A 22137-nucleotide genomic window follows, 5' to 3' on the forward strand; every position below is an offset into this window, starting at 1 on the left:
CCCACCCGGGACCCCGAGTCCAGCCTCAGGTCCGGCAGGACCGGGCCGGTGCGGAGGACGACGTACCCGTCGAGGGTGGGACGGAGCACCGCGTCGTGACTTGCCAGCACGACCGTCCGGGTGCTGCCGAGGAAGATCGCCATCCCGACGGTGACGGTGACCACCAGCCAGAGTGCGGCCAGAGCGAGTCCCCGGAGCAGCCGTCCGCGGTCCATGCTTCAACCGTAACGGGGGCTCAGGTTCCGGTCCGGGCCTGGGCGATGGCGTAGAGGGCGACGCCCGCCGCGACGCCCGCGTTGAGGGACTCCAGGCGGCTGGACATCGGCACCGACACCAGCTGGTCGCACGTCTCGGACACCAGGCGCGAGAGGCCCTTGCCCTCCGAGCCGACCACGAGGACGAGCGGTCCGTCCGCGAGGTCGAGGTCGGGCAGGCTGACCTCACCGTCGGCGGCCAGGCCGACGACCATGCAGCCGGCCTGCTGGTAGGCCTTGAGCTGACGCACCAGGTTGACCGTGTGGGCGACCGGGACCCGGGCGGCGGCACCGGCGCTGGTCTTCCAGGCCGCGGCGGTCATGCCCGCTGCCCGCCGCTCGGGGAGCACCACGCCGTGGGCCCCGAAGCCGGAGGCACTGCGGATGACCGCCCCCAGGTTGCGCGGGTCGGTCACCGAGTCGAGCGCTACCACCAGCGGCGGCTCGCCTCGCTCGGCCGCCAGGTCGAGCAGGTCGTCGGGGTGGGCGTACTCGTAGGCCGGGATCCGGGCGGCCAGCCCCTGGTGGACCGCACCGCCGGTCATCCGGTCCAGCTCGCCGGAGGTGACCTCCAGCAGGCTCACGCCCTGGTCGGCGGCCAGGCTGAACGCCTCGCGCAGCCGGCCGTCGCGCTGGGCGCCCTCGGCGACGTAGACGCCGGTCACCGGGATGCCGGCGCGCAGCGCCTCGACGACCGAGTTGCGACCGGCCACCCACTCGGAGTCGCCCGTGGCCGGGCCCTTCCGCGCGCGGGTCGCCCGGGCCTTCTCCTGCTTCTGCCGCTGCTGGTGGGCCTTGTGGTGGGGTCGGTCCTTGGCCTTGGGCGTGGGGCCCTTGCCCTCGAGCCCGCGCCGGACCCGGCCACCCGAACCGGCGGCGGGCTTCTTGCCGCTCTTGCGGATCGCGCCCTTGCGCTGCGAATTACCGGCCACGTCAGTCGTCGCTTCCCGCGAGCGACCACGCGGGGCCGCTCGGCGTGTCCTCGATCTCGATGCCGGCGGCCTTGATCCGGTCCCGGATCGCGTCGGCGGTGGCGAAGTCCTTGCCCTGACGGGCCGCCTCACGCTGCTCGAGCAGGCCCGCGACCAGGACGTCGACCGCATGGCCCAGCCGTTCGTCGGCTGCGCCACCGGACCGCCAGGCCGGGTCGGCCGGGTGGAGGCCGAGGATGTCGAGCATCCCGAGGACGCTGGCGAGATTGCCCCGCAACGCAGGGCCCGCTCCCCCGGGCAGCAGCTTGTTGCCCTCGTGGACCACCTCGTGGATCGCCGCCACCGCGGCCGGGGTACCGAGGTCGTCGTCCATGGCCTGCACGAAGTCGGCGCACGCCGGGCCGCTCTCGGGGAGCTCGCCGACCAGGGCCGTGGCCCGCTCGACGTACCCCTCGATCCGGCGGAACGCGGTGGCCGCCTCGTCGAGCGCCTCGTAGGAGAACTCGACGTGGGAGCGGTAGTGGGCCGAGACCATGTAGAACCGCAGCTCGATCCCGCGGACCCGCTCCAGCACGTTGGGGATGAGCAGCGAGTTGCCGAGCGACTTCGACATCTTCTCGCCGGCGGTGGTGATCCACGCGTTGTGCATCCAGTACGACGCGAACGGGTGTCCGGCCGCCCGGGACTGGGCCTGCTCGTTCTCGTGGTGGGGGAAGCGCAGGTCGACGCCGCCGCCGTGGATGTCGAAGGCCGGGCCGAGGTACTTCTCCGCCATGGCCGAGCACTCGATGTGCCAACCCGGCCGACCCGGGCCCCACGGCGACGGCCAGGCCGCGGTCTCCGGCTCGGACTCCTTCTTCCAGCCCTTCCACAGGGCGAAGTCGCGGGGGTCGCGCTTGCCCCGCGGGTCGGCGTCCTGGGCCGCCTCCATGTCGTCGATCCGCTGGTGCGTCAGCTCGCCGTAGGACGGCCACGAGCGGACGTCGAAGTAGACGTCTCCGGAGCCGTCCTCGGCCGCGTAGGCGTGGCCGCGAGCGATGAGCTCGCCGATCAGCTCGAGCATCTCGGGGACGTGGCCCGTGGCGCCGGGCTCGTAGGTCGGCGGTAGGACGTTCAGCGCGTCGTACGCCTTGTCGAGCTCGCGCTTCATCGAGTAGGCGAGGTTGTACCAGTGGCGGCCGTTCTCGGCCGCCTTGATCAGGATCTTGTCGTCGATGTCGGTGACGTTGCGGATGAACTGCACGTCGTACCCGGACGCGGTGAGCCACCGGCGCAGGACGTCGAAGTTCACCGCCGACCGCACGTGCCCCACGTGCGGCTCCGACTGCACCGTCAGTCCGCAGACGTAGACGCCCGCCTGCCCCTCCTCGAGGGGGACGAAGTCGCGGACCGCGCGCGACGCGGTGTCGTAGAGCCGGAAGTTCACGCGGCAAGTCTAGGGATGGGGGCGCTCGCGGCACGCATCGTCGGGTTCTGTGACTCGTGGGACAGGAGTGGCCAGCCGGGGATATCGTCGTGGGGTGCTCAGATCCCTCCTCGCGGGCGCCCTCGCAGCGGCCCTGGTCGCACCGGTCGTGCCGGCTGCTCCTGCCGCCGCTGCCCCCGTGCCGCGGAGGATCGACTACACCGGCTGGACGAGCGCCGCGGACTTCGCGGCCGGAGACCTGCAGGGCGTCGTGGTGAACCGTGGCCGGCTGGTCATGGAGACGCCGGTGGCCACCCGGCGATACGCCCGGCAGCAGTACGACGTCGCCCAGTGGGTCTCGCCGTGGCGCACCCCGGGGTTCGACCTCACCGAGCTGATCGCCTCATGGGACGCCCGCACGCCCGGCAACAGCTGGATCGAGGTCCAGGTGCGCGGGCGCACCGGAGGCGGGCGCACCTCCAGCTGGGACGTCCTCGGCCGCTGGGCCTCCGGCGACCGGTTCATCCGGCGCACCTCCGTTCCCGCCCAGGGGGACGACCTGGCCGGGGTCAACGTCGACACCTGGCGCACCACCGCCCGCATCGCCGACTGGCAGCTCCGGGTGCTGCTGATGCGCGGCCAGGGTGCGCCGAGCCCGAGGGTCGACGGCGTCGGCGCCATGTCCAGCCGGCTGCCGCGGGTGAGCGGGGTGGCCACTTCGGCTCCCGGCTCGCGGCCGCGCGTCGTCCTGTCGGTTCCTCGCTACTCGCAGATGGTGCACCGCGGCCACTACCCCAGGTGGGGCGGCGGCGGCCGGGCGTGGTGCTCCCCGACCGCGACGTCCATGGTCCTCGGGCGCTACGACGCCCTCCCCCGGGCCGGGGAGTACGGCTGGGTGCCGGACGGACATGCCGCACCGTGGGTGGACCACGCGGCCCGGTCGACCTACGACGCCGCCTACCGCGGCACCGGGAACTGGCCGTTCAACACCGCCTACGCCGCGACCCGGACCGAGGACGCCTTCGTCACCCGGCTGCGGAACCTGCGGGAGGCGCGTCGCTTCATCGAAGCGGGCATCCCCCTGGTGGCGTCCGTCTCGTTCGGGCGAGGCGAGCTCGACGGCGCTCCGATCTCCTCCACCAACGGTCACCTGCTGGTGATCGTGGGGTTCACAGCGGCCGGAGACGTGATCGTCAACGACCCCGCGGCGCGGTCGGCGGCCCGCGTGCGTCGTACCTATGCCCGGGGGCAGTTCGAGGACGCGTGGATCCCGACGTCGGGCGGGCTGGTCTACGTGATCCGGGACCTCGCCCACCCCCTGCCCCACCCCGCCCGTCACACGAATTGGTGATGTAACGGCCCGGGGTCGAGGTGCGAAGGCGCCCAGCGCCTGAGCCACGAAACCCCGCACCACCTGGTGACCTGGGTCGCCGCCCTGCGCACCTCACTGGATTTCGACCCGCTCGCGCTTGCTCAATCCGCCTGAGCCCACGCGGCGCGCTCGTTCCTCGCACGCCGCTGCTCAGACGCCGTACCCACCGTCGACATCGAGCTTCTGACCGGAGATGAACCCGGCCCGGTCCGAGGCCAGGAAGCACACCGCTTCGGCGACGTCGACGGCATTTCCGAACCGTCGCATGGGGATGTTGGCGCGGGCGACGTCGAGCGCCTCGGGCGAGAGGTCGCCCGACGAGATCAGGCGGGCCGCCATGCCGTCGGTCAGCATCCCGGGCCCCACGCAGTTGGCCCGCACGCCGAAGCGTCCCTCCTCGGCCGCGAGTGCGCGGACCAGCGCCTCGACCGCGCCCTTGGGGACCGACGAGAGCCCGTCGCGCACCGGGTAGCGGGCGGTCGCAGCCGTCGTGACCGCCACGATGCAGCCCTGGGACTGGCGCAGGTACGGGAGCGCGGGCTGCACGACGTTGAAGAACCCGGCCGCGTCCGCGCCCAGCTGGGCCGCCATCGTGGGAGGCGCGACCTGCGACAGGTGCACCATCGGCACATCCGGCCCCGCGGCGTGGATGAGCGTGTGCAGGCCGCCGTACTCCTCCACGACGCGGTCGACCACCTCCGCCGCGGCGTCGGGGTGGGTCACGTCGAGGGGGTACGCCGACGCGCGGACCCCCCAGCCACGCGCTGCCGAGACCGCGGATTCGGCCCCGTCGAGGTCGGAGAGGTAGGTCAGGGCGACGTGCGAGCCGCGCTGGGAGAGGAGCCGGGCGATCGAGGAGCCCATGCCGCCGCTGCCCCCGATGATCAGGGCGGCGCCCTTGTGCTCGGCGAAGTCGGTCATCAGGCGGGCTCGGCCGTGAAGTCGATCTCGTGGTGACCGGTGGCCCCGTCGGGGAGCACGTCGCGTTCGATCTCTGTCTGCACCTCACCGTCCTTGCCCCTGGCCCGCACCTTGACCAGGTGGTCACCGGGCTCCACCTGGGTCGTCACGACCCACTGCACCCAGGTGTCGTCGGACGGTCCTGGTGCCACGTCGGCAGCCTGCCACTCGCCGCCGTCCACGGAGATCTCGACCCCGCTGATGCCGACGTGCTGGTGCCAGGCCACGCCGGCGAAGGTCACCTCGCCGACGGTGACCTTGTCCCCCGAGGCGGGTACGTCGATGCGGGAGGCGATCTTGACCGGGCCCTGCTCGCCCCAGCCCTTCGCGGTCCAGTAGGACTGGATCCGGTCGAAGCGGGTGACCTCCATGTCGACCACCCACTTGCACGCGGAGACGTAGCCGTAGAGCCCGGGCACGATCGTCCGGACCGGGAACCCGTGGTCGATCGGGAGGGGCCGACCGTTCATCGCCAGGGCGAGCATCGCGTCCCGGTCGTCGGTGAGGGCCGCGAGCGGGGTGCCGCAGTTCCAGCCGTCCTCCGAGGTCTGCAGGACCGCGTCCGCCTCCTCGTGCACGCCGGCCTCCGCCAGCAGGTCGGCCACACGAACGCCGCCCCACCAGGCGTTGCCGATCAGGTCTCCCCCGACCCGGTTCGACACGCAGTTCAGGGTGATCCACGCCTCGGTGCGCTGCCGGTCGAGCAGGTCCTCGTAGGTCAGAACCACTTCCCGGTCGACCATCCCGTGGATCCGCAGGCGCCACTCACCGGGCTCGATGGTGGGGGTCACGATCGCGGTGTGGATCAGGTAGAACTCGTCGTTCGGCGTGTCCCAGGTCGCGACGCCGGGCACTCCCACCGTCGCCGACCGGGGGACGCGCGGCTCGCTGATCCCGGTCAGCTTCAGCAGCCTCCGGGTCTCCTCGAGCTGGCGCCGCCCCCGGCTGACCAGGCGTCCGGCACCTCCGGCGAGGACCGCCACCGCCGACAGCACCCCGGCACGGATCAGGAACGCCCGCCGCGACGAGTCCGACATCTTCTCGTCCGCCCCGGGCTCCGCCTGCGGTCCGGGTGCCTCCTCGGCGTCCGGCGCCACCCGGAGCGGCTCGGTGAGGAGCGAGAGGCACACGAGCCAGGTCACGAGACCCACCGCCACGGGCAGGTAGTTGACCACCGTGGTCCCGGGGCGGAGCGCCACCGCGGTCGCGCCCACCGCGGCCAGCAGCCCGAAGACGATCAGGGCCCGCGCCCACGACTCCCGCGCCAGGTGGCCGGCGTAGGCGAAGAGGACGCCCAGGATCACGAAGATGCCGATCAGCAGCGCCGGCTTGTCCCAGTGCCCCAGCACCTGGATGGCTCGCTCGGCCAGGTCGCCGGGGACGTAACGGATGACGAGCTCGCCGACCGCGATCACCGGGGACTCCCGGACCGACAACGCCATCGCGACGAGATAGCTCGTCGCCAGGCCGGCGAACCCCGCCACGAGCCCGGCGAGCGGCCACGCGCTGCGCAACGTCCTCACGCCTCGATTGTGGCTCAGGCATGATCGGCCCGTGCAACGAACCCCGCGCCCCCCGTTCCGCGTCGGCATCGGGACCGACGTGCACCGCCTCGTCGACGGGAGCCCGATGTCCCTGGCCGGCCTCACCTGGCCGGACGAGCCCCAGGGGCTCGAGGGGCACTCCGACGGCGACGTGGCCGCCCACGCCGCATGCGACGCCCTGCTCTCGGCAGCGGGCCTCGGTGACCTCGGCAGCAACTTCGGTACGGCGGACCCGGCGTGGGCGGGCGCGACGGGTACGGCGCTGCTGGAGGAGACGGCCCGCCGGGTCCGTGAAGCCGGCCACGAGATCGGCAACGTGGCGATCCAGGTGATCGGCAACCGGCCCCGCCTGACGGCCCGACGGGCCGAGGCGGAGTCGGCCCTGTCCGGGGCCGTGGGTGCGCCGGTGACGGTGTCGGCCACCACGACCGACGGGCTGGGACTCACCGGCCGGGGTGAGGGGATCGCCGCCATCGCCACCGCGCTCCTGGTCTGACCACCTGCGGCCGTGCTGTCCACCGATCTGGACACCCGCCACCGCCGGGCCGCGGGACGCCAGAATGGCGGCGGGAGGAGATCGGAGCTGAGATGAGGACCCACGACGGACTCGAGCTGGCGGTGCGCCTGCGCGGATCCGATGACGCCCGGGTGACCGTGGTCCTGGCGCACTGCTGGACCGCTGACATGGACGACTGGCACTACCAGGTCCGCGACCTGCTCGACTCCTTCGGGCACGACGTGCGGATCGTGACCTGGGACCACCGCGGGCACGGCGCGTCCGACCCGGCCCCCGCTCGCGCGTGCACGATCGAGAACCTCGGTCGCGACATGGCCGACGTCATCGACCTCCACGCCGGCACCGGGCGGTTGGTCATCGCGGGCCACTCCATCGGCGGGATGGCGACGCTGGCCCTGGCCGAGCAGCGTCCCGACATCCTGGCCCGGACCGACGGCGTGCTGTTCGTGTCGACCTCGTCCGGCGACCTCGACTCCGTCACGCTCGGCCTGCCCGAGGCCGGCCGGTGGGTGAAGGCCCAGATCCCGAGAGTGCTCGCGGCCCGGGCACGCCTGCTCTCCCGCAAGGTCCGCCGCCGGAGCCCACGGATCGAGGCCGAGGTCGTGCACCGCTTCCTGTTCGGTCGCCCGATGCGGCTGCGGGACTGCGGCCTGGTGATCGACCAGCTGATCAACTGCCCCCCGGCCACGATGGCGGGCTTCTACCGCGACTTCATGACCCACGATCGGGCCGCGGCGCTGCCGGCGTTCGACGGGATCCCGGCCTGCGTGCTGGTCGGCGACCGCGACGTCCTCACCCCGGTTGCCCACGCCCGCAGGATCGCGGCAGGCATCCTCTCCGCCAGGCTGGTGATCGCTCCCGGAGCCGGGCACATGCTGCCCCTGGAGCGGGACCGGCTGGTCTCGGAGGAGCTGGACGACCTGGTGACCGGGGCCCTGGCCTCCGCGCGAGCACGCGAGGCCGTCGCCGCTCCGGTCTGAGCCTCAGGCGCTCGGCGCCTTCCGACGGCCCACCAGCACGACGCCCTCCTCCACGCGGACGTCGTAGACCGGGACACCGACCTCGGCGTCCTCGAGACAGCGACCGGTCCTCAGGTCGAAGGCGTGCCGGTGCACCGGCGACCCCACGAACCTCACGTCGCCCCGGGTCCCGACGATCCCACGGGCCAGGCAGGAATTCTTCTCGAACGGGTCGTGGTTGCCGAGCGCATGGACCTCGTCGTCGTGGGTACGAAAAAGCGCGACCGCCTGGCCATGGACCAGTGCGGTCGCGCCACGTTCGGCCACCAGGTCCTCCAGCCGGCACACCGGCCGCCACTCCTCGTCCGCCCTGTCGCGACTCACGGAGCCACCCTCGTCGCCGATGGTTTCCGGTGGTCGCGCGCCGTGTAACACCGGTGTCACGCGTTGCCGTGGGTCGGCTAGGTTGCCAGCGTGCCCGCCGCCGTCGTGATCCTCGCCGCCGGCACCGGGTCGCGGGTGGGTGCGGAGCTCAACAAGGTGCTGCTGCCCCTGGGGGACCGCCCGGTGGTGGCCTGGTCCATCGCCGCGGCCCTGGCGGTCCCCGACGTGGGGCGCGTGCTGCTCGTCGTACGTCCGGGGGAGGAGGACGCCGTCGCGGACGCGGTGGTGCCGCACCTGGGAGCCGACGAGGTCGGGGTCGTCGCGGGCGGCGAGACCCGGCACGCCTCGGAGTGGGCCGCGCTGCGCGCGCTCGCCCCGGAGATCGAGTCCGGCTCGATCGACGTGGTGGCGATCCACGACGGGGCACGGCCGATGGCCGGGCCACGCCTTTTCACCGACACGATCGAGGCAGCCCGGGAGCACGGCGGCGCGCTGCCCGTCGTCCCCCTCGCCCAGGTCGTCCGCGCCGACGGCGGGCCGCTGCCGGGCGACCTGGTGGCAGTGCAGACGCCGCAGGCGTTCCGCGCGGACACCCTGCTCGCCGCGTACCGGGCCGCCGACGCGGACGGCTTCGAGGGGACCGACACCGCCGGCTGCCTGGAGAGGTACGGCGACCTGCGGATCGCGGCCGTGCCCTCGACGTCCGGCAACCTCAAGATCACCTTCCCCGACGACGTCAGCCTCGCCGCCCGCCTCGCCCAGGCCCGATAGTCCCTCACGAAATGGTGGTCGACACGCCGGAGGCAGGCACCATTTCGTGAGGGACTATCGAGACGTCAGCGCCTCCAGCAGTCGTACGTCGTCCTCCGACGAGACCCGCGCCGCGCTGACCGGGGCCTCGACGAACTCGACCCGGTAGTCGGACCGCAGCGCCTCCACGAGGGCGGCGAAGTCGGCCACGGAGTGCCGCTCCATGGCCTGCACGACCGGTCCGGGCAGCACGATCGGGGACGCGACCGACCAGAGGGTGGCGCGATCGACGGTGTCTCCGACGACACCGCCGGCCACCTGCTTCACGGTGTCGGTGACCGGGCGCACGCCGACCACGACACAGCCGTCCTCGTCGGCGCGGGCGACGCAGTCGACCAGGAACGCGGGCGGCGTCATCGGGCACAGCGAGTCGTGCAGCACGAAGGGTTCGTCGGTGTCGGCCACCACGGACCACTCGGTGGCCAGGTCGACCTGGGTGACCCCGGCCTCGTCGAGCGCCCACGACGCGCAGGCGACGAGGGCCTCACCGTGGATGAGCGTGAACGGGAGCGAGCCCCGATCGACCTCGATCACCGCGCCCAGGGCGCGGCGACCGAGGGTCGAGATGTCGTTCAGGAAGCGAGAACTTCGTCGAGGATGGCCTCGGCCTTGTCCTCGTTGGTGTGCTCCGCGAGCGCCAGCTCGGACACCAGGATCTGACGAGCCTTGGCCAGCATCCGCTTCTCACCCGCGGACAGGCCGCGGTCACGCTCACGGCGCCACAGGTCGCGGACGACCTCCGACACCTTCATGACGTCGCCGCTGTGCAGCTTCTCGAGGTTCGCCTTGTAGCGGCGCGACCAGTTGGTCGGCTCCTCGACGTGCTCGGCACGGAGGACGTCGAACACACGGTCGAGTCCGTCCTTGTCGACTACGTCCCGCACCCCGACCAGGTCGAGGTTGCACGCAGGCACCCGCACGACCAGGTCCTGCTGGGCAACAATGCGGAGGACGAGGTACTGCCGGTCCTCCCCCTTGATCTTCCGAGTCTCGATGTCCTCGATGACTGCGGCCCCGTGATTTGGATAGACAACCGTTTCGCCGACGGTAAAGGTCATGTGTGAAGTACCCCTTCCTAGGTGACTAGTCTAACACGGCCGTGCACCCCCTCCTCACGCCGTTTGTGCAGGTCAGAGGCCGAATCCGGGCTTGACAGAAACGGGTCTCGTGTGGTGGGCGCCGACGATTTGGCGACAATCGGCCCACCGGGGAGTGCCCGTGGTCGATACTGCGGGCATGGTGTCGATCAGGCGTGCCCGGAGGAAGCAGGCGGCTCCGGCCACGTCGACGCGGCCGGAGCCCGAGCCGCGCAGCGCCGCCACCGCGGGTGCGTCCGCGGTTGCCGCGCCCCCGCCGGCGATGCCCCCCGCCGCACCCCCGGTCAACCGCACCTGGCGCCAGGCCGGACCGTTGATGCTGCTGCAGGCGGCCCACCCCAAGCAGGCCTTCCTGACCGCCGCGGGGCTCGCCGCCGTGGCCGCCCTGGCCGGTCGACCGACCCGCGAGATGGGACTCGTCTTCGTCACGGTGCTGGTCGGCCAGGCGATCGTCGGCTGGCACAACGACCTGGTGGACCGGAAGCGGGACGCCAGCCACGAAACGTCGGGGAAGCCGCTCGCCCAGGGCCTGCTCGAGCCAGGCACGGCCTGGTTCGCGATCGCGTGCGCGGCGCTGCTCGTCATACCCCTCGCCATCGGCAACGGCGTCACGGCCGGCATCGCCTACCTGGCCGCGCTCGTGGTCTCCCTGCTGGGCAACCTCGTCCTCCGCAAGGGCCTGCTGTCGTGGCTGCCCTGGGCGGTGTCCTACGCCCTCTATCCCGCGTTCCTCTCCTACGGCGGGTGGGGTGGCGAGGCGTTCGGCGCCCCACCCGAGATCGCGATCACGGCGCTGGCCGCCGCCCTGGGGGTCTGCGTCCACTTCCTGAGGGCGTTGCCGGGCCTGGTCGCCGACAACAAGGACGGCTTCCGGCACCTGCCGCTGCGGGTGGCGCTGCGCCTCGGCGCCCCCCGCCTGCTGTGGATCACGATCGTCGTCACGGTCCTGGTCGTCGCCGGACTGCTCCTCACCGGGAGCCGGGTCGGGCTGGCTCAATGAGCGACCGGCGAGGCCGCTAGGCTTCGGCCATGCCTCAGCGACGCACCCTTGCGCTGGCGACCAGTGCCCTCGCACTCTGCGCGCCCCTGATCACCTCCTGCGGGTTCGACTACGCGACCGACCGGCTCTACACGCCGGCCGCGGGCGTCAACGTCCGCGACGCTTCCGTCGACGTCCTGGGTGCGGTCGTCGTCTCCGCCGAGGACGGCTCGGGCACCTTCGTCGCCTCCTTCGCCAACAACAGCACCGACGAGCCGGCGACGGTCGAGTCTCTCGAGGGATCGGACCAGTCGGGGCTCACCATCGGCGACTTCTCTCCCATCGAGGTGCCGGCCGGCGGGCTGGTCAACCTCGCGGACGAGGGCGGCATCGAGGTGAGCGGCGAGGTCACCGCCGGCGAGTTCGTCCCCCTGGTCCTCCAGTTCGGTGACGGTGAGCAGATCGAGGTCGACGTACCGGTGGTGACCAACTGCGGAACCTACGAGGGGCTGGACGGGCCACCCTCGGCCGAGCAGTGCGAGCCCGAGTCCGCCCCCGCCGAGCACTGACCGCCGATGGCTGTGACGCTGATCCTGCTCCGCCACGGCGAGAGCGAGTGGAACGCCCGCAACCTCTTCACCGGCTGGGTCGACGTGGCCCTCAGCGCGAAGGGCGAGCAGGAGGCCGTGCGCAGTGGCGAGCAGCTGCGCGAGGCCGGGCTGCGCCCCGACGTGGTCCACACGTCGCTGCAGCGGCGGGCGATCAGCACCGCCGGCCTCGCCCTCGACGCCGCCGACCGGCACTGGATTCCGGTTCGCCGCTCCTGGCGGCTCAACGAACGCCACTACGGCGCGCTGCAGGGCAAGGACAAGAAGCAGACCCTCGAGCAGTACGGCGAGGAGCAGTTCATGCGCTGGCGTCGCTCGTTCGACGAGCCGCCCCCGCCGCTCGACGACGACGATGAGTACTCGCAGGCGGGTGACCCCCGGTACGCCGACCTCGGGCCGGAGCTCCCCCGCACGGAGTGCCTGAAGGACGTCGTGGAGCGCTTCCTCCCCTACTGGGAGTCCGGGATCGTTCCCGACCTGGAGGCGGGGAAGTCCGTGCTGCTCGCCGCCCACGGCAACAGCCTGCGCGCCCTGGTCAAGCACCTCGACCAGATCAGCGACGAGGACATCACCGGCCTCAACATCCCGACCGGCATGCCGCTGGTCTACCGCCTCGACGACTCGCTGTCTCCGACCGTCCCCGGTGGCGAGTATCTCGACCCCGAGGCGGCGGCCGAGGCCGCCGCGGCCGTCGCGAACCAGGGCCGCTGACCTCCCGCCCAGTTCGTTGAGTTGGGGATTCCCGTCCCTTGAGTCGGGGATCGGATCCCCGACTCAAGGGTCACTTTTCCCCAACTCAACGAGTGGGACGGGTCAGACGCGGGCGGGGAGGTCGCCGGTGACGACGTACACGACGCGGTTGGCGACCGAGACCGCGTGGTCGGCGATCCGCTCGTAGTAGCGCCCCAGGAGCGCGAGGTCGACGGCAGCCTCGACGCCGTGCGTCCAGTTGTCGCCGAGCAGCTCGGTGAAGCTCCGGCGCCGGAGCTGGTCCATGATCTCGTCGGAGCGGCCCAGCTCGATGGCCGCCTCGACGTCGAGCCCGACGATGATCCGGGAGACACGGGACACCATGTCCTCGGCCACCTCCCCCATCCGGGCCATGGTCGGGCGGATCTCCTCGGGCACCGCCACGTGGGGCACCCGCAGTCGCGCGATCTTGGCGACGTGGACCGACAGGTCGCCCATCCGCTCGAGCTCGCTGACCATCCGGAGCGCGGAGACCACGATCCGCAGGTCGCCGGCGACCGGCTGCTGGAGCGAGAGGATCGAGAAGGCGGTCTCCTCGACGTGCTCCCGGGCCAGGTCGATGTCGACGTCGGCGCTGATGACCCGCTCGGCGATCTCGGCGTCACCGGTGAGCAGGGCCTCGGTGGCCAGGTGCACAGCGGTCTCGACGCTGCGGCAGATGCCGGCCAGGTCGGCGAAGACGGACTGGAGCTGTTCGTGGAAGGCGTCGCGCATGCCCTGATGGTAGGCAGCAGGGATGACGGGCGTGGACGAGCGCGTGAACGCCGGGTGAACAGTCGTGCCTGCGGCGACTCCGCGGACGAATCCACGATGAAACCCTGCGTACGATTCTGGTGTGGACCCGACGACGCAGGCCTTCCTCGCCGCGCTCATCGGAGCCGTCGTTGCCGGCGGCGCGGTGCTCGCCTGGGCCATCAGCGACCGCCAGCACTCGTTCGTCCCCGAGCCCGAGGAGCCGGCTGTCCCACCCGCCGTCGCGACCGTCCTCTCGGTGCTGCGCAGCAGCGCGGTGGTCGTCGGCGACGACGACACCGTCCTCAAGGCCTCCGCGCCGGCGTACGCCTTCGGCCTGGTCCGCGGCAACGTCCTGGTCGCCGAGGAGCTCACCTCGCTGGTCCGCCAGGTCCGCCGCGACGGCCAGATCCGTGAGACCGAGCTGCTGCTCTCACGCACCAACATGCCGGCACGCCACGTCACGGCCCGCGTGGCCCCGCTGGGCGCCCGGCTGGTACTGGCGCTCATCGAGGACCGCACCCGGGAGCGCCGGGTCGAGGCGGTACGACGCGACTTCGTGGCCAACGTCAGCCACGAGCTGAAGACGCCGATCGGGGCCATCCGGCTGCTGGCCGAAGCGGTCCTCGACGCCGCCGACGACCCCGAGGCAGTCAAACGCTTCGGCGGCCGCATGCTCACCGAGAGCGACCGCCTCACCCGGCTCGTCCAGCAGATCATCGAGCTGTCCCGACTGCAGGGCGACGACCCGCTGGAGGCTCCCGTCCCGGTGTCGGTGGACGACGTCATCGCCGCGGCAGTCGACGCCAGCGCGATCGACGCCGACACGAGCAAGATCGCCCTGGTCACCGGTGGCACCAAGGGCCTGGAGGTGTTCGGGAACACCGAGCAGGTCGCGGCCGCGGTGTCCAACCTGGTCGCCAACGCCGTCGCCTACTCCGGTGAGGAATCCACGGTGCTGGTCACCGCCAAGCAGGCCGAGGACACCGTCGAGATCTCGGTCGTCGACCAGGGCATCGGCATCCCCGCCGACGAGATGGACCGGATCTTCGAGCGCTTCTACCGCATCGACCCCGCCCGGCACCGGTCCACGGGTGGGACCGGTCTCGGCCTCTCGATCGTCAAGCACGTCGCGGCCACCCACGGTGGCGACGTCCGCGTGTGGTCGGTCGAGGGACACGGCTCCACGTTCACCCTGAGCCTGCCCCGGCACCACTCCTCCCAGCCCCAGGAGACCAGCGCGTGACACGAGTACTCGTCGTCGAGGACGAAGAGAGCTACAGCGATGCCCTCGCCTACATGCTGCGCAAGGAGGGGTACGAGGTCGCACTGGCGGCCACCGGCCCCGACGCGCTCACCGAGTTCGACCGCAACGGAGCAGACGTCGTCCTCCTCGACCTGATGCTGCCCGGACTCCCGGGCACCGAGGTGTGCCGGCAGATCCGGCAGACCTCCAACGTCCCGGTGATCATGGTCAGCGCCAAGGACGACGAGGTGGACAAGGTGGTCGGTCTGGAGCTCGGCGCCGACGACTACGTCACCAAGCCGTACTCCCCGCGGGAGCTCGTCGCCCGGATCCGGGCGGTGCTGCGCCGGGGGGTCGAGCCCGACCTGGCGCCGATGACCCTCGAGGCCGGGCCGGTGCGGATGGACGTCGAGCGGCACGTGGTCACCGTCGACGGGGCCGAGCAGAAGCTGCCGCTCAAGGAGTTCGAGCTGCTGGAGATGTTCCTGCGCAACCCCGGCCGCGTGCTGACCCGCGGACAGCTGATCGACCGGGTGTGGGGCTCGGACTACGTCGGCGACACCAAGACCCTCGACGTGCACGTCAAGCGGCTGCGCAGCAAGCTCGAGCCCGATCCCTCCGATCCCCGGCTGCTGATCACGGTCCGGGGGCTCGGCTACAAGCTGGACCTGTGACCCCCCGGGATCCGTGACCCAGCGCGCCGACCTGTCCACTGGCGGGATGTCGCGCAACGACGTCCGATAACCGCGTGTTGCCGACCGGAGGGGCTCCCTAGGCTGGACGCATGAACCGCCCGCCCCGGACCTGGCTCCCCGTCGCTGCCGTGACGTGCACGCTGGTGTTCTGGGCGTCCGCGTTCGTCGCGATCCGGCACCTGGCCGACGACTTCTCACCCGGAGCCATGGCGCTGGGTCGCCTGGTCGTCGCGACCGTGTGCCTGGCCGTGCCGGCCCTGGGCCTGGGTCGCCCGCGGCTCGCACGCCGGGACCTGTTGCCGATCGTCGTGATCGGGGTGCTGTGGTTCGGCGTCTACAACGTCGCGCTCAACGCCGGCGAGGAGCGGGTCGACGCGGGGACGGCGGCGATGCTGATCCAGCTGGCGCCGCTGCTCATCGCCACCCTGGCCGCGATCTTCCTGTCCGAGCGGTTCACCGTCCATCTCGGAATCGGGCTGGCCCTCGGGTTCGGCGGGGTCGCCGTGATCGCCCTCTCCGCCAGCCCCGGTGGCAGCAGCGACGTCGTCGGCGTACTCCTGTGCCTGCTGTCGGCGGCCGTCTACTCGGTCAGCCTGATCCTGCAGAAGCCGCTGGTCGGCCGGCTCCCGGCCGTCCAGATCACCTGGCTGGCCTGCACGGTGGGCACCCTGTCCTGCCTGCCGTTCGCCGGGTCGCTGGTCCGCGAGGCGGCCGCGGCGCCACTGTCCTCGATCTGGTGGCTGGTCTACCTCGGAGTGTTCCCGACGGCGATCGCGTTCACGACCTACGCCTACGCGCTGCGCCACATGTCGGCCGGCAACCTCGGCGTCACGACGTACCTCGTGCCCCCGATCACGATCGTCCTCGGCGTGATCTTCCTCGCCGAGGCTCCCCCCGCGATGGCGTACGCCGGCGGCGCGCTTGCCCTGGTCGGCGTGGCCGTCGCGCGCCGCAGGCCCCGTCCTCGGGTTGAGCCGGACGACGCTGCCGGTCCGCAAGCGGGCGAGAGCAGTCGTTTGTCCCCCACTCAACGGTGAGGAATCCCCTACTCAATGAGCAGGAATCCCCGACTCAACGGTCGTCGGTCTCGAGCCAGCCGCGGAAGGCCTCGAGGTTGCGGGTCGACTCGCCGCGCAGCCGTCGCCACTCCCACTCCTTGCGGATCGAGGAGGCGAAGCCGAGCTCGAGGATGGCGTTGAACGACTCGTCGGCGTAGGACAGCACCGATCCGAGCAGCCGGTCGAGCTCCTCCGGGGTGACGGCGGAGAGGGGCAGCCGGCCGTCGAGGTAGATGTCGCCGACCGCGTCGAGGGCGAAGGAGACGGCGTACATCTTGAGGTTGCGCTGCAAGAGCCAGCGGTAGACGCCTTCGTGGTTCTCGTCCGGCTTGCGGCACACGAACGCGTGGATCCCGAGCGCGTGGGGTCCGACATCGAGCCGGACCGGGGTCTGGAGCTTCTTCTCACCGGGCAGGGTGATCGAGAAGCTCCCGTCGCCCACCTGGGCGTACTCGATCTCGTTGTCGTCGAGGTAGCTCCGGATCGCCTCGGCCGTCACGACACGGCGTCCAGCTGGGTCGCCCGGGCCCGGCGATAGACGTCGAGGGTGCGCTGCGCGGTCCGTTCCCATGAGAACAGCTCCGCCTGCCTCACCGCGCCCGCCTGGAGCCGGGACCGCAGGGCGTCGTCCTCCAGGACACGGCGCATCGCGTTGGCCCAGTCCCGCGGCTCGTGGCCGTCGACCAGCAGGCCGCTGTGGCCGTCGCGGATGACCGTCGTCAGCCCGCCCACGGCTGCGCCGATGACGGGGGTGCCGGTGGCCTGCGCCTCGGCGGCGACCAGGCCGAACGACTCGTTGTACGACGGTACGGCGACCAGCGTGGCGGCGGCGCACCAGCGGGCCAGCTCGGCCTGCGCCACCGGGGGCACGAACCTGACGACGTCGTCGACACCTAGCTCGTCGGCGAGCTGGGCGAGGGACTCGGGATGCTCGAGACCGCTGCCCGACGGTCCGCCGACGACGGGCACCACCAGGCGGGACCGCAGGGACGGGGTCTCGTCGAGCAGGACGGCCACCGCGCGCAGCAGCACGTCCGGCGCCTTGAGCGGCTGGATGCGGCCGGCGAACATGAGCACGGCGGCGTCGTCGGGGAGGCCGAGCGAACGACGGGCCGCCCGCTCGTCGATCGGCTGGAAGACCGACAGGTCCACGCCGGGGTGGACCACCTCGACCCGGCCGGGATCGGCGTCGTACAGGTTGATCAGCTGCTTGGCCTCGATGTCGGTGTTGGCGATCAGCATGTCGGCGGCCTCGACCACCTGCTGCTCCCCGATCACCCGGGACGCAGGCTCGGGGGTGTCGCCGACGGCGAGGGCGTCGTTCTTGACCCGGGCCATCGTGTGCATCGAGTGGACGAGCGGGACACCCCAGCGGTCTCGGGCGAGCGCCCCCACCTGCCCGGAGAGCCAGTAGTGGGAGTGCACCGCGTCGTAGTGGCCGACCGGCTGGGCCGCCTCGGACCTGAGCACCTCGCGGGCGAACACGCACAGCTGGGAGGGCAGCTCGCCCTTCGTCAGGCCCTCGAAGGGGCCGGCGTGGATGTGGCGCACGCTCACCCCCTCGCCGGCCTCCACGACCGAGGGCAGGGCGGAGGAGGTGGCCCGGGTGAAGATGTCGACCTCGATGCCCCGGGCGGCCAGACGGCGGGCCAGCTCGATGACGTAGACGTTCATGCCACCCGCGTCACCGGTGCCCGGCTGGTCCAGCGGGGAGGTGTGCAGGCTGATCATCGCCAGGCGGTCGATCGCCTGGTCCGTGATCGCAGAAGTCACCTTCACACCTCCGGGTCGGTCCTCCTGACCCAACCCGGGGCCAGTGTTCCGCATTCCCAAACGGCGTCCCGGGGTGGCGGCTCAGCGGGCGTGGGCTCCGGCGTGGCGCCTCGGGGGCTTCTCGTCCCCACTGCCGGAGTGACCGAGCACACGCAGGGCGGCTCCGGCGATCAGCAGGCCGACGACCGCGTCGATGAGGGCCGGGTCGGCTGCCGAGTGCAGCACCTCGACCAGCGACCAGACCAGCAGCGGGAACGCGATGCCGACGATCACCTGCAGCCAGATCTCACCCTTGTTGACGAACATCGTTCCGAGGCCGAAGAGCGCCACGAACACGGGCACCAGGCCGACCCAGTACAGCAAGTCCACCATCTCACCGCCGCCGGCGGTGCGGTCGAGCAGCAGCCGGGCCACCCAGCAGCCACCGCCGATCAGTCCTGCGACACGGGCCATGGCACGCACGTTCATGGGGCTCCACTCTTTGAAGTCCGGTCGATCGACAGGTCAGTCTGCCACCGGTGGGCGGGTTCCAAACATCCGTGTGCACAATCTGGGCATGGACCAGACACGCATTGCCGTCGTGACCGGCGCCAGCAGCGGGATCGGAGCGGCCACCGCGCGGTCGCTCGCCCACGAGGGGTACGACGTCATCTGCGCCGCCCGGCGTACCGACCGGATCGAGGCCCTCGCCACCGAGATCGGGGGGCGGGCCGTGGCCTGCGACGTGACGGATCCCGACTCCGTGCGCGAGCTGGCGGCCGGTGTCGGTGGCGTCCTGCACCTGCTGGTCAACAACGCCGGCGGCGCGTTCGGGTCCGACCCGGTGGAGTCCGCGGAACCCAGCGACTGGCGGGCGATGTACGACGTCAACGTGATCGGCGTCCTGCAGGTCACCCAGTCCCTGCTGCCTGCGCTCCGGGAGAGCGGCGACGGAGTGATCGTCAACGTCGGCTCGACCGCAGGGCGGATCGCCTACGAGGGCGGAGGGGGCTACACCGCCGCCAAGCACGGCACCCAGGTCCTCACCGAGACGCTGCGGCTCGAGCTGTGCGGCGAGCCGATCCGGGTCACCGAGATCGCGCCGGGCATGGTCCGCACCGACGAGTTCTCGCTGGTCCGGTTCGGCGGTGACCAGGACAAGGCGGACTCCGTGTACGCCGGCGTACCGGACCCGCTGGTGGCCGAGGACATCGCCGACGCCATCGCCTGGGTTGCCACCCGGCCCAGCCACGTCAACATCGACGAGCTCGTGATCCGCCCCCGCGCGCAGGCCGCCCAGCACAAGGTGCACCGCGTCTGAGGCGTCCTCGTCCGTGGCAGACTGCCCGCGTGCAGACCATCGGACTCGTCGGCGGGATGAGCTGGGAGAGCAGCGCGGTCTACTACCGCGACCTCAACCTCGGCGTTCAGGAGCGGCTCGGCGGGCTGTCCTCGCCCAAGCTGGTGCTCAGCACGGTCGACTTCGCCGAGGTCACCGACCTCGAGGACGCCGAGCGATGGCAGCAGATCGGCGAGCTGCTCGCCGAGGCCGGTCGGGGCGTGGAGCGCGCCGGGGCCGACTTCCTGCTGCTCTGCACCACCACGTTCCACAAGGTGGCCGACCAGGTGGAGGCCGCGGTCGGGATCCCGCTGGTCCACCTCGCCGATGTCGTCTCGAAGGCGTGCATCGACCAGGGCGTGACCAAGGTCGGGTTCATCGGCACCAAGGTCGCCATGGAGGACCGGTTCTTCATCGACCGCCTGGCCGGGCAGGGCGTGGAGGCCATCGTGCCTGCCCAGGAGCATCATGAGTGGCTCAACGCCGCGATCTACGAGGAGCTCGTGCACGGCCACGTGCTCCCCCGCACCCGCCGCCGGGTGGTCGAGATCGTCGAGGAGCTCTGGGACGCCGGCGCGGGCGGTGTGCTCCTCGGCTGCACCGAGCTGGAGCTGCTCATCAAGCAGCCCGACGTCGAGCTGCCGGTCTTTCCCTGCACCTCGCTCCACGTCGAGGCCGCGCTCGACCGGGCGCTCAGCTGACCGGTCCCACCTCACCCGGCCGCCCGGACCGGGTGAAGCTATCGGGAGCGATCCAGGAGCAGGTCGGCCAGTCGGCGCAGCTCCGGGGTGAGGTGCTGCTCGGGCACGGTGGCGCGGGTGCCGCCGAGGTCGAAGACGTAGGAGTACATGTCCGGGTGTGGACGCCCGGCGGCGGCTGCCGCGAGGTCGATCCGGCCCACGAGCTCGCGCACCTCGGCCACCACGTCGTCGTCGGGGTCGTCGGGGTCGTCGAGGTCGACGTGACCCTCGACTGTCGCGCCGACGAAGCCGCCGGAGCGGCGTACGGCGACGACGCCACCCGCGGTCGAACCGACCGGCTCGACGGGCGCGGAGCCTGACGACCCGGCGGAGACCCCGACCGCGGCCCAGGCGGAGGAGACCGCCTCGGCGTGGTCGCCCGCTGCCGCGATCGTGGCGGCCGCGAAGCCGGCGAAGTCGGTCTGGGGTCCGACGGCGGTGCTGGTCAGTGCGGCGTACCAGATCGCGCCGGCGCCCGCCCAGGTGTTGCCGCCGATCGAGGTGGCGGCCAGCTGGAAGGCGCGGTTCGGGATGCCGGAGTTGAGATGAACGCCGCCGTTGTCGTCGGCGGTGTCGACGTAGTCGTCCAGGTGACCCACCTGCGGGTCCTTGCCCAGCATCGGGTCGTCGTAGGCCGTCCCCGGAGCTGCCATGTCGCGCAGGGCCCGGGCCCTCACGCCCGGCAGGAACAGCCCCTCGCCGACCAGCCAGTCGGCCTGCGCGGGGGTCTGCGCGAGGAGACGCTGCTTGAGGCAGGCGGCGAAGACATCGGCCAGCGACTCGTTCAGCGCCCCCGGCTGCCCCTCGTAGACCAGGCCGGCGGTGTGCTGGACGACGCCGTGGGCGAACTCGTGACCGAGCACGTCGACGGGCCGGGTGAACCGGCCGAAGACCTTGCCGTCACCGTCGCCGAACACCAGCTGGGCGCCGTCCCAGAACGCGTTGACGTAGTCCCGGCCGTAGTGCACGGTCACGCTCACCGGGGCGCCGGCACCGTCGTAGGAGGCGCGCCCGTAGACCTCGGCGAAGAGCGCGAGCGTTCCCCTCACGCCGACGGCCGCCTCGTCGACCGCCTCGTCCCCGGTCTCGGGCTGACCGGTGGACCGGACGGGCCGGCCGGGAAGGGATGTCCCGTGATCTGCGGTGTGGATCGTCCACGCTGCTCCCGCCCTGGCTCCGGCCACCGGAGGCGGCTGAGGCTCCGTGCGCCGCGCGCGGAAACCCTCGTCGACGGCGAGCGCGGCGGTACAGCCCGCTGCGGCGGCCGGGACCGTTCCCGCGATCTGGCGGAGGAGGTACGGCGGCACGAAGCCGCACCTCGCCGGGCTGAGCATCGACGTCATGGTCCCTGCCTACCGACGCCCACCGACACGAGCAAGGTCAGGGCTCCTCGGCCGGCGCGAACAGGTCGAGCTCGGGGTCCGGCAGCGGCGGCACGGTCACCTCGAAGGCGTGAGCCGATCCGCCGGCGCCGAAGCCGGGTCCGGGCTCCGGGTCGCGGCCCTGCTGGTGTGCCAGCGCGGCGGCGTTGGCCAGCCGGTCGGCGTGTTCGTTGAGCTCGTGCCCGCTGTGCCCCTTGACCCACTCGAACCGGACCCGGTGCCGCCGCCCCGCGATGGCCCGGTCGAGCGCCTTCATGATCTCCAGGTTGGCGACCGGCTTCCCGTCACCCTTCTTCCAGCCGCGGCGCTTCCAGCGGGGCAGCCACTCCCGGATCGCCTTGATGGCGTAGGTCGAGTCGCAGTAGACGAGCAGGTCGTCCTCGAGCCCGGCGGTCTGCTCCAGCAGGTCGAGCACAGCGGTGAGCTCACCCATGTTGTTGGTGCCATGGGCCCAGCCGCCGCTGGCCCAGCAGTCGTCGTCGACGTACCACGCCCACCCGGCGGGCCCGGGGTTGCCGAGGGCGGACCCGTCGGCCGCCGCGACCAGCGTCATGCGTCGCGCGAGAGCCGCGCCGGGAAGCCGCCGGTCGCCACCGGGCCCCAGTCGTCGACGGTGATCCGG

General features: G+C 71.9%; 25 protein-coding genes and 1 pseudogene. 12 read left to right on the top strand and 14 right to left on the bottom strand.

Features of this window, described 5'->3' with window-relative positions:
* The 3 genes and pseudogenes from VFN12_RS12555 to cysS form a co-directional block, all read right to left on the bottom strand.
* Nucleotides 1-215, bottom strand: a pseudogene (locus VFN12_RS12555) (hypothetical protein); the annotation flags it as partial.
* A gap of 20 nt (nucleotides 216-235) precedes the next feature.
* A complete protein-coding gene (gene rlmB / locus VFN12_RS12560; protein WP_325119040.1) occupies nucleotides 236-1186 on the bottom strand; it encodes a 23S rRNA (guanosine(2251)-2'-O)-methyltransferase RlmB in 951 nt (316 codons plus the stop codon).
* A 1-nt stretch (nucleotide 1187) separates the two neighbouring features.
* Complete coding sequence (gene cysS / locus VFN12_RS12565) at nucleotides 1188-2612, bottom strand: cysteine--tRNA ligase (RefSeq protein ID WP_325119041.1); 1425 nt, start codon at nucleotides 2610-2612, stop codon at nucleotides 1188-1190.
* A gap of 94 nt (nucleotides 2613-2706) precedes the next feature.
* On the opposite strand from cysS, the gene VFN12_RS12570 reads away from it, so the two are divergent.
* Nucleotides 2707-3942 carry a C39 family peptidase gene (locus VFN12_RS12570; RefSeq protein ID WP_325119042.1) on the top strand — a complete coding sequence of 412 codons (1236 nt, stop codon included), beginning with the start codon at nucleotides 2707-2709 and terminating at the stop codon, nucleotides 3940-3942.
* 171 nt (nucleotides 3943-4113) lie between these two features.
* Here VFN12_RS12570 and VFN12_RS12575 read toward each other — a convergent pair whose 3' ends face one another.
* Both VFN12_RS12575 and VFN12_RS12580 read right to left on the bottom strand, forming a co-directional pair.
* Nucleotides 4114-4884 carry an SDR family NAD(P)-dependent oxidoreductase gene (locus tag VFN12_RS12575; protein WP_325119043.1) on the bottom strand — a complete coding sequence of 257 codons (771 nt, stop codon included), beginning with the start codon at nucleotides 4882-4884 and terminating at the stop codon, nucleotides 4114-4116.
* The gene (locus VFN12_RS12580) at nucleotides 4884-6446 is read right to left on the bottom strand and encodes a molybdopterin-dependent oxidoreductase (protein ID WP_325119044.1); all 1563 of its coding nucleotides are present in this window, start codon (nucleotides 6444-6446) and stop codon (nucleotides 4884-4886) included. Before VFN12_RS12580 ends, VFN12_RS12575 begins: the two co-directional genes overlap by 1 nt.
* Nucleotides 6447-6477: 31 nt before the next feature.
* Here VFN12_RS12580 and ispF point away from each other — a divergent pair, with 31 nt between their 5' ends.
* Together ispF and VFN12_RS12590 are read left to right on the top strand one after the other, a co-directional pair.
* Nucleotides 6478-6963, top strand: coding sequence for a 2-C-methyl-D-erythritol 2,4-cyclodiphosphate synthase (gene ispF / locus VFN12_RS12585; RefSeq protein ID WP_325119045.1), 486 nt, complete (start codon nucleotides 6478-6480; stop codon nucleotides 6961-6963).
* A 92-nt stretch (nucleotides 6964-7055) separates the two neighbouring features.
* Nucleotides 7056-7964, top strand: a complete 909-nt coding sequence (locus tag VFN12_RS12590; RefSeq protein WP_325119046.1) for an alpha/beta hydrolase — start codon at nucleotides 7056-7058, stop codon at nucleotides 7962-7964.
* 3 nt (nucleotides 7965-7967) lie between these two features.
* Here VFN12_RS12590 and nirD read toward each other — a convergent pair whose 3' ends face one another.
* On the bottom strand, nucleotides 7968-8327 hold the full coding sequence (gene nirD / locus VFN12_RS12595) for a nitrite reductase small subunit NirD (protein ID WP_325119047.1): 360 nt from the start codon (nucleotides 8325-8327) through the stop codon (nucleotides 7968-7970).
* Between the two features lie 90 nt (nucleotides 8328-8417).
* Here nirD and VFN12_RS12600 point away from each other — a divergent pair, with 90 nt between their 5' ends.
* Nucleotides 8418-9098: an IspD/TarI family cytidylyltransferase gene (locus VFN12_RS12600; RefSeq protein ID WP_325119048.1), complete on the top strand. Its 681-nt coding sequence runs from the start codon at nucleotides 8418-8420 to the stop codon at nucleotides 9096-9098.
* Nucleotides 9099-9152: 54 nt separating this feature from the next.
* Here VFN12_RS12600 and VFN12_RS12605 read toward each other — a convergent pair whose 3' ends face one another.
* A complete protein-coding gene (locus VFN12_RS12605; protein WP_325119049.1) occupies nucleotides 9153-9671 on the bottom strand; it encodes a 2-C-methyl-D-erythritol 4-phosphate cytidylyltransferase in 519 nt (172 codons plus the stop codon).
* Between the two features lie 38 nt (nucleotides 9672-9709).
* The gene (locus tag VFN12_RS12610) at nucleotides 9710-10195 is read right to left on the bottom strand and encodes a CarD family transcriptional regulator (RefSeq protein WP_325119050.1); all 486 of its coding nucleotides are present in this window, start codon (nucleotides 10193-10195) and stop codon (nucleotides 9710-9712) included.
* Nucleotides 10196-10373: 178 nt separating this feature from the next.
* On the opposite strand from VFN12_RS12610, the gene VFN12_RS12615 reads away from it, so the two are divergent.
* From VFN12_RS12615 to VFN12_RS12625, 3 genes are read left to right on the top strand one after another with little or no spacing between them, the layout of a single operon-like run.
* Entirely contained in the window at nucleotides 10374-11234 is an 861-nt protein-coding gene (locus tag VFN12_RS12615; protein ID WP_325119051.1) for a UbiA family prenyltransferase, read from the top strand.
* A gap of 29 nt (nucleotides 11235-11263) precedes the next feature.
* On the top strand, nucleotides 11264-11782 hold the full coding sequence (locus VFN12_RS12620; RefSeq protein ID WP_325119052.1) for a hypothetical protein: 519 nt from the start codon (nucleotides 11264-11266) through the stop codon (nucleotides 11780-11782).
* A gap of 6 nt (nucleotides 11783-11788) precedes the next feature.
* Nucleotides 11789-12532: a phosphoglyceromutase gene (locus VFN12_RS12625; RefSeq protein ID WP_325119053.1), complete on the top strand. Its 744-nt coding sequence runs from the start codon at nucleotides 11789-11791 to the stop codon at nucleotides 12530-12532.
* A gap of 102 nt (nucleotides 12533-12634) precedes the next feature.
* Here the strand turns inward: VFN12_RS12625 and phoU are convergent, their stop codons facing one another.
* Nucleotides 12635-13285, bottom strand: a complete 651-nt coding sequence (gene phoU, locus VFN12_RS12630) for a phosphate signaling complex protein PhoU (protein WP_325119054.1) — start codon at nucleotides 13283-13285, stop codon at nucleotides 12635-12637.
* 121 nt (nucleotides 13286-13406) lie between these two features.
* Here phoU and VFN12_RS12635 point away from each other — a divergent pair, with 121 nt between their 5' ends.
* The 3 genes from VFN12_RS12635 (at nucleotide 13407) to VFN12_RS12645 (ending at nucleotide 16281) form a co-directional block, all read left to right on the top strand.
* The gene (locus VFN12_RS12635; protein WP_325119055.1) at nucleotides 13407-14549 is read left to right on the top strand and encodes a sensor histidine kinase; all 1143 of its coding nucleotides are present in this window, start codon (nucleotides 13407-13409) and stop codon (nucleotides 14547-14549) included.
* Entirely contained in the window at nucleotides 14546-15223 is a 678-nt protein-coding gene (locus tag VFN12_RS12640; protein ID WP_325119056.1) for a response regulator transcription factor, read from the top strand. The genes VFN12_RS12635 and VFN12_RS12640 overlap by 4 nt, the downstream gene beginning before the upstream one ends.
* Before the next feature lie 110 nt (nucleotides 15224-15333).
* Complete coding sequence (locus VFN12_RS12645) at nucleotides 15334-16281, top strand: DMT family transporter (protein ID WP_325119057.1); 948 nt, start codon at nucleotides 15334-15336, stop codon at nucleotides 16279-16281.
* Between the two features lie 34 nt (nucleotides 16282-16315).
* Here VFN12_RS12645 and VFN12_RS12650 read toward each other — a convergent pair whose 3' ends face one another.
* From VFN12_RS12650 to VFN12_RS12660, 3 genes are all read right to left on the bottom strand, one after another.
* On the bottom strand, nucleotides 16316-16801 hold the full coding sequence (locus tag VFN12_RS12650; RefSeq protein WP_325119058.1) for a YbjN domain-containing protein: 486 nt from the start codon (nucleotides 16799-16801) through the stop codon (nucleotides 16316-16318).
* On the bottom strand, nucleotides 16798-18033 hold the full coding sequence (gene mshA, locus VFN12_RS12655; protein ID WP_325119064.1) for a D-inositol-3-phosphate glycosyltransferase: 1236 nt from the start codon (nucleotides 18031-18033) through the stop codon (nucleotides 16798-16800). Before mshA ends, VFN12_RS12650 begins: the two co-directional genes overlap by 4 nt.
* A 123-nt stretch (nucleotides 18034-18156) precedes the next feature.
* The gene (locus VFN12_RS12660; RefSeq protein WP_325119059.1) at nucleotides 18157-18528 is read right to left on the bottom strand and encodes a hypothetical protein; all 372 of its coding nucleotides are present in this window, start codon (nucleotides 18526-18528) and stop codon (nucleotides 18157-18159) included.
* A gap of 103 nt (nucleotides 18529-18631) precedes the next feature.
* Here VFN12_RS12660 and VFN12_RS12665 point away from each other — a divergent pair, with 103 nt between their 5' ends.
* Entirely contained in the window at nucleotides 18632-19375 is a 744-nt protein-coding gene (locus VFN12_RS12665; RefSeq protein WP_325119060.1) for an SDR family oxidoreductase, read from the top strand.
* A 29-nt stretch (nucleotides 19376-19404) separates the two neighbouring features.
* Nucleotides 19405-20094 (top strand): aspartate/glutamate racemase family protein, encoded by a 690-nt coding sequence (locus VFN12_RS12670; RefSeq protein ID WP_325119061.1) that lies wholly within the window; start codon nucleotides 19405-19407, stop codon nucleotides 20092-20094.
* A gap of 38 nt (nucleotides 20095-20132) precedes the next feature.
* On the opposite strand, the gene VFN12_RS12675 is transcribed toward VFN12_RS12670, so the two are convergent.
* Both VFN12_RS12675 and VFN12_RS12680 read right to left on the bottom strand, forming a co-directional pair.
* Complete coding sequence (locus VFN12_RS12675) at nucleotides 20133-21476, bottom strand: protealysin inhibitor emfourin (RefSeq protein ID WP_325119062.1); 1344 nt, start codon at nucleotides 21474-21476, stop codon at nucleotides 20133-20135.
* Between the two features lie 37 nt (nucleotides 21477-21513).
* On the bottom strand, nucleotides 21514-22137 hold a 624-nt coding region (locus tag VFN12_RS12680), incomplete at its 5' end, for a ribonuclease H (RefSeq protein WP_325119063.1).

The organism is Nocardioides sp. (genome assembly GCF_035703625.1).
In the GTDB taxonomy this organism is placed as follows: Bacteria; Actinomycetota; Actinomycetes; order Propionibacteriales; family Nocardioidaceae; genus Nocardioides.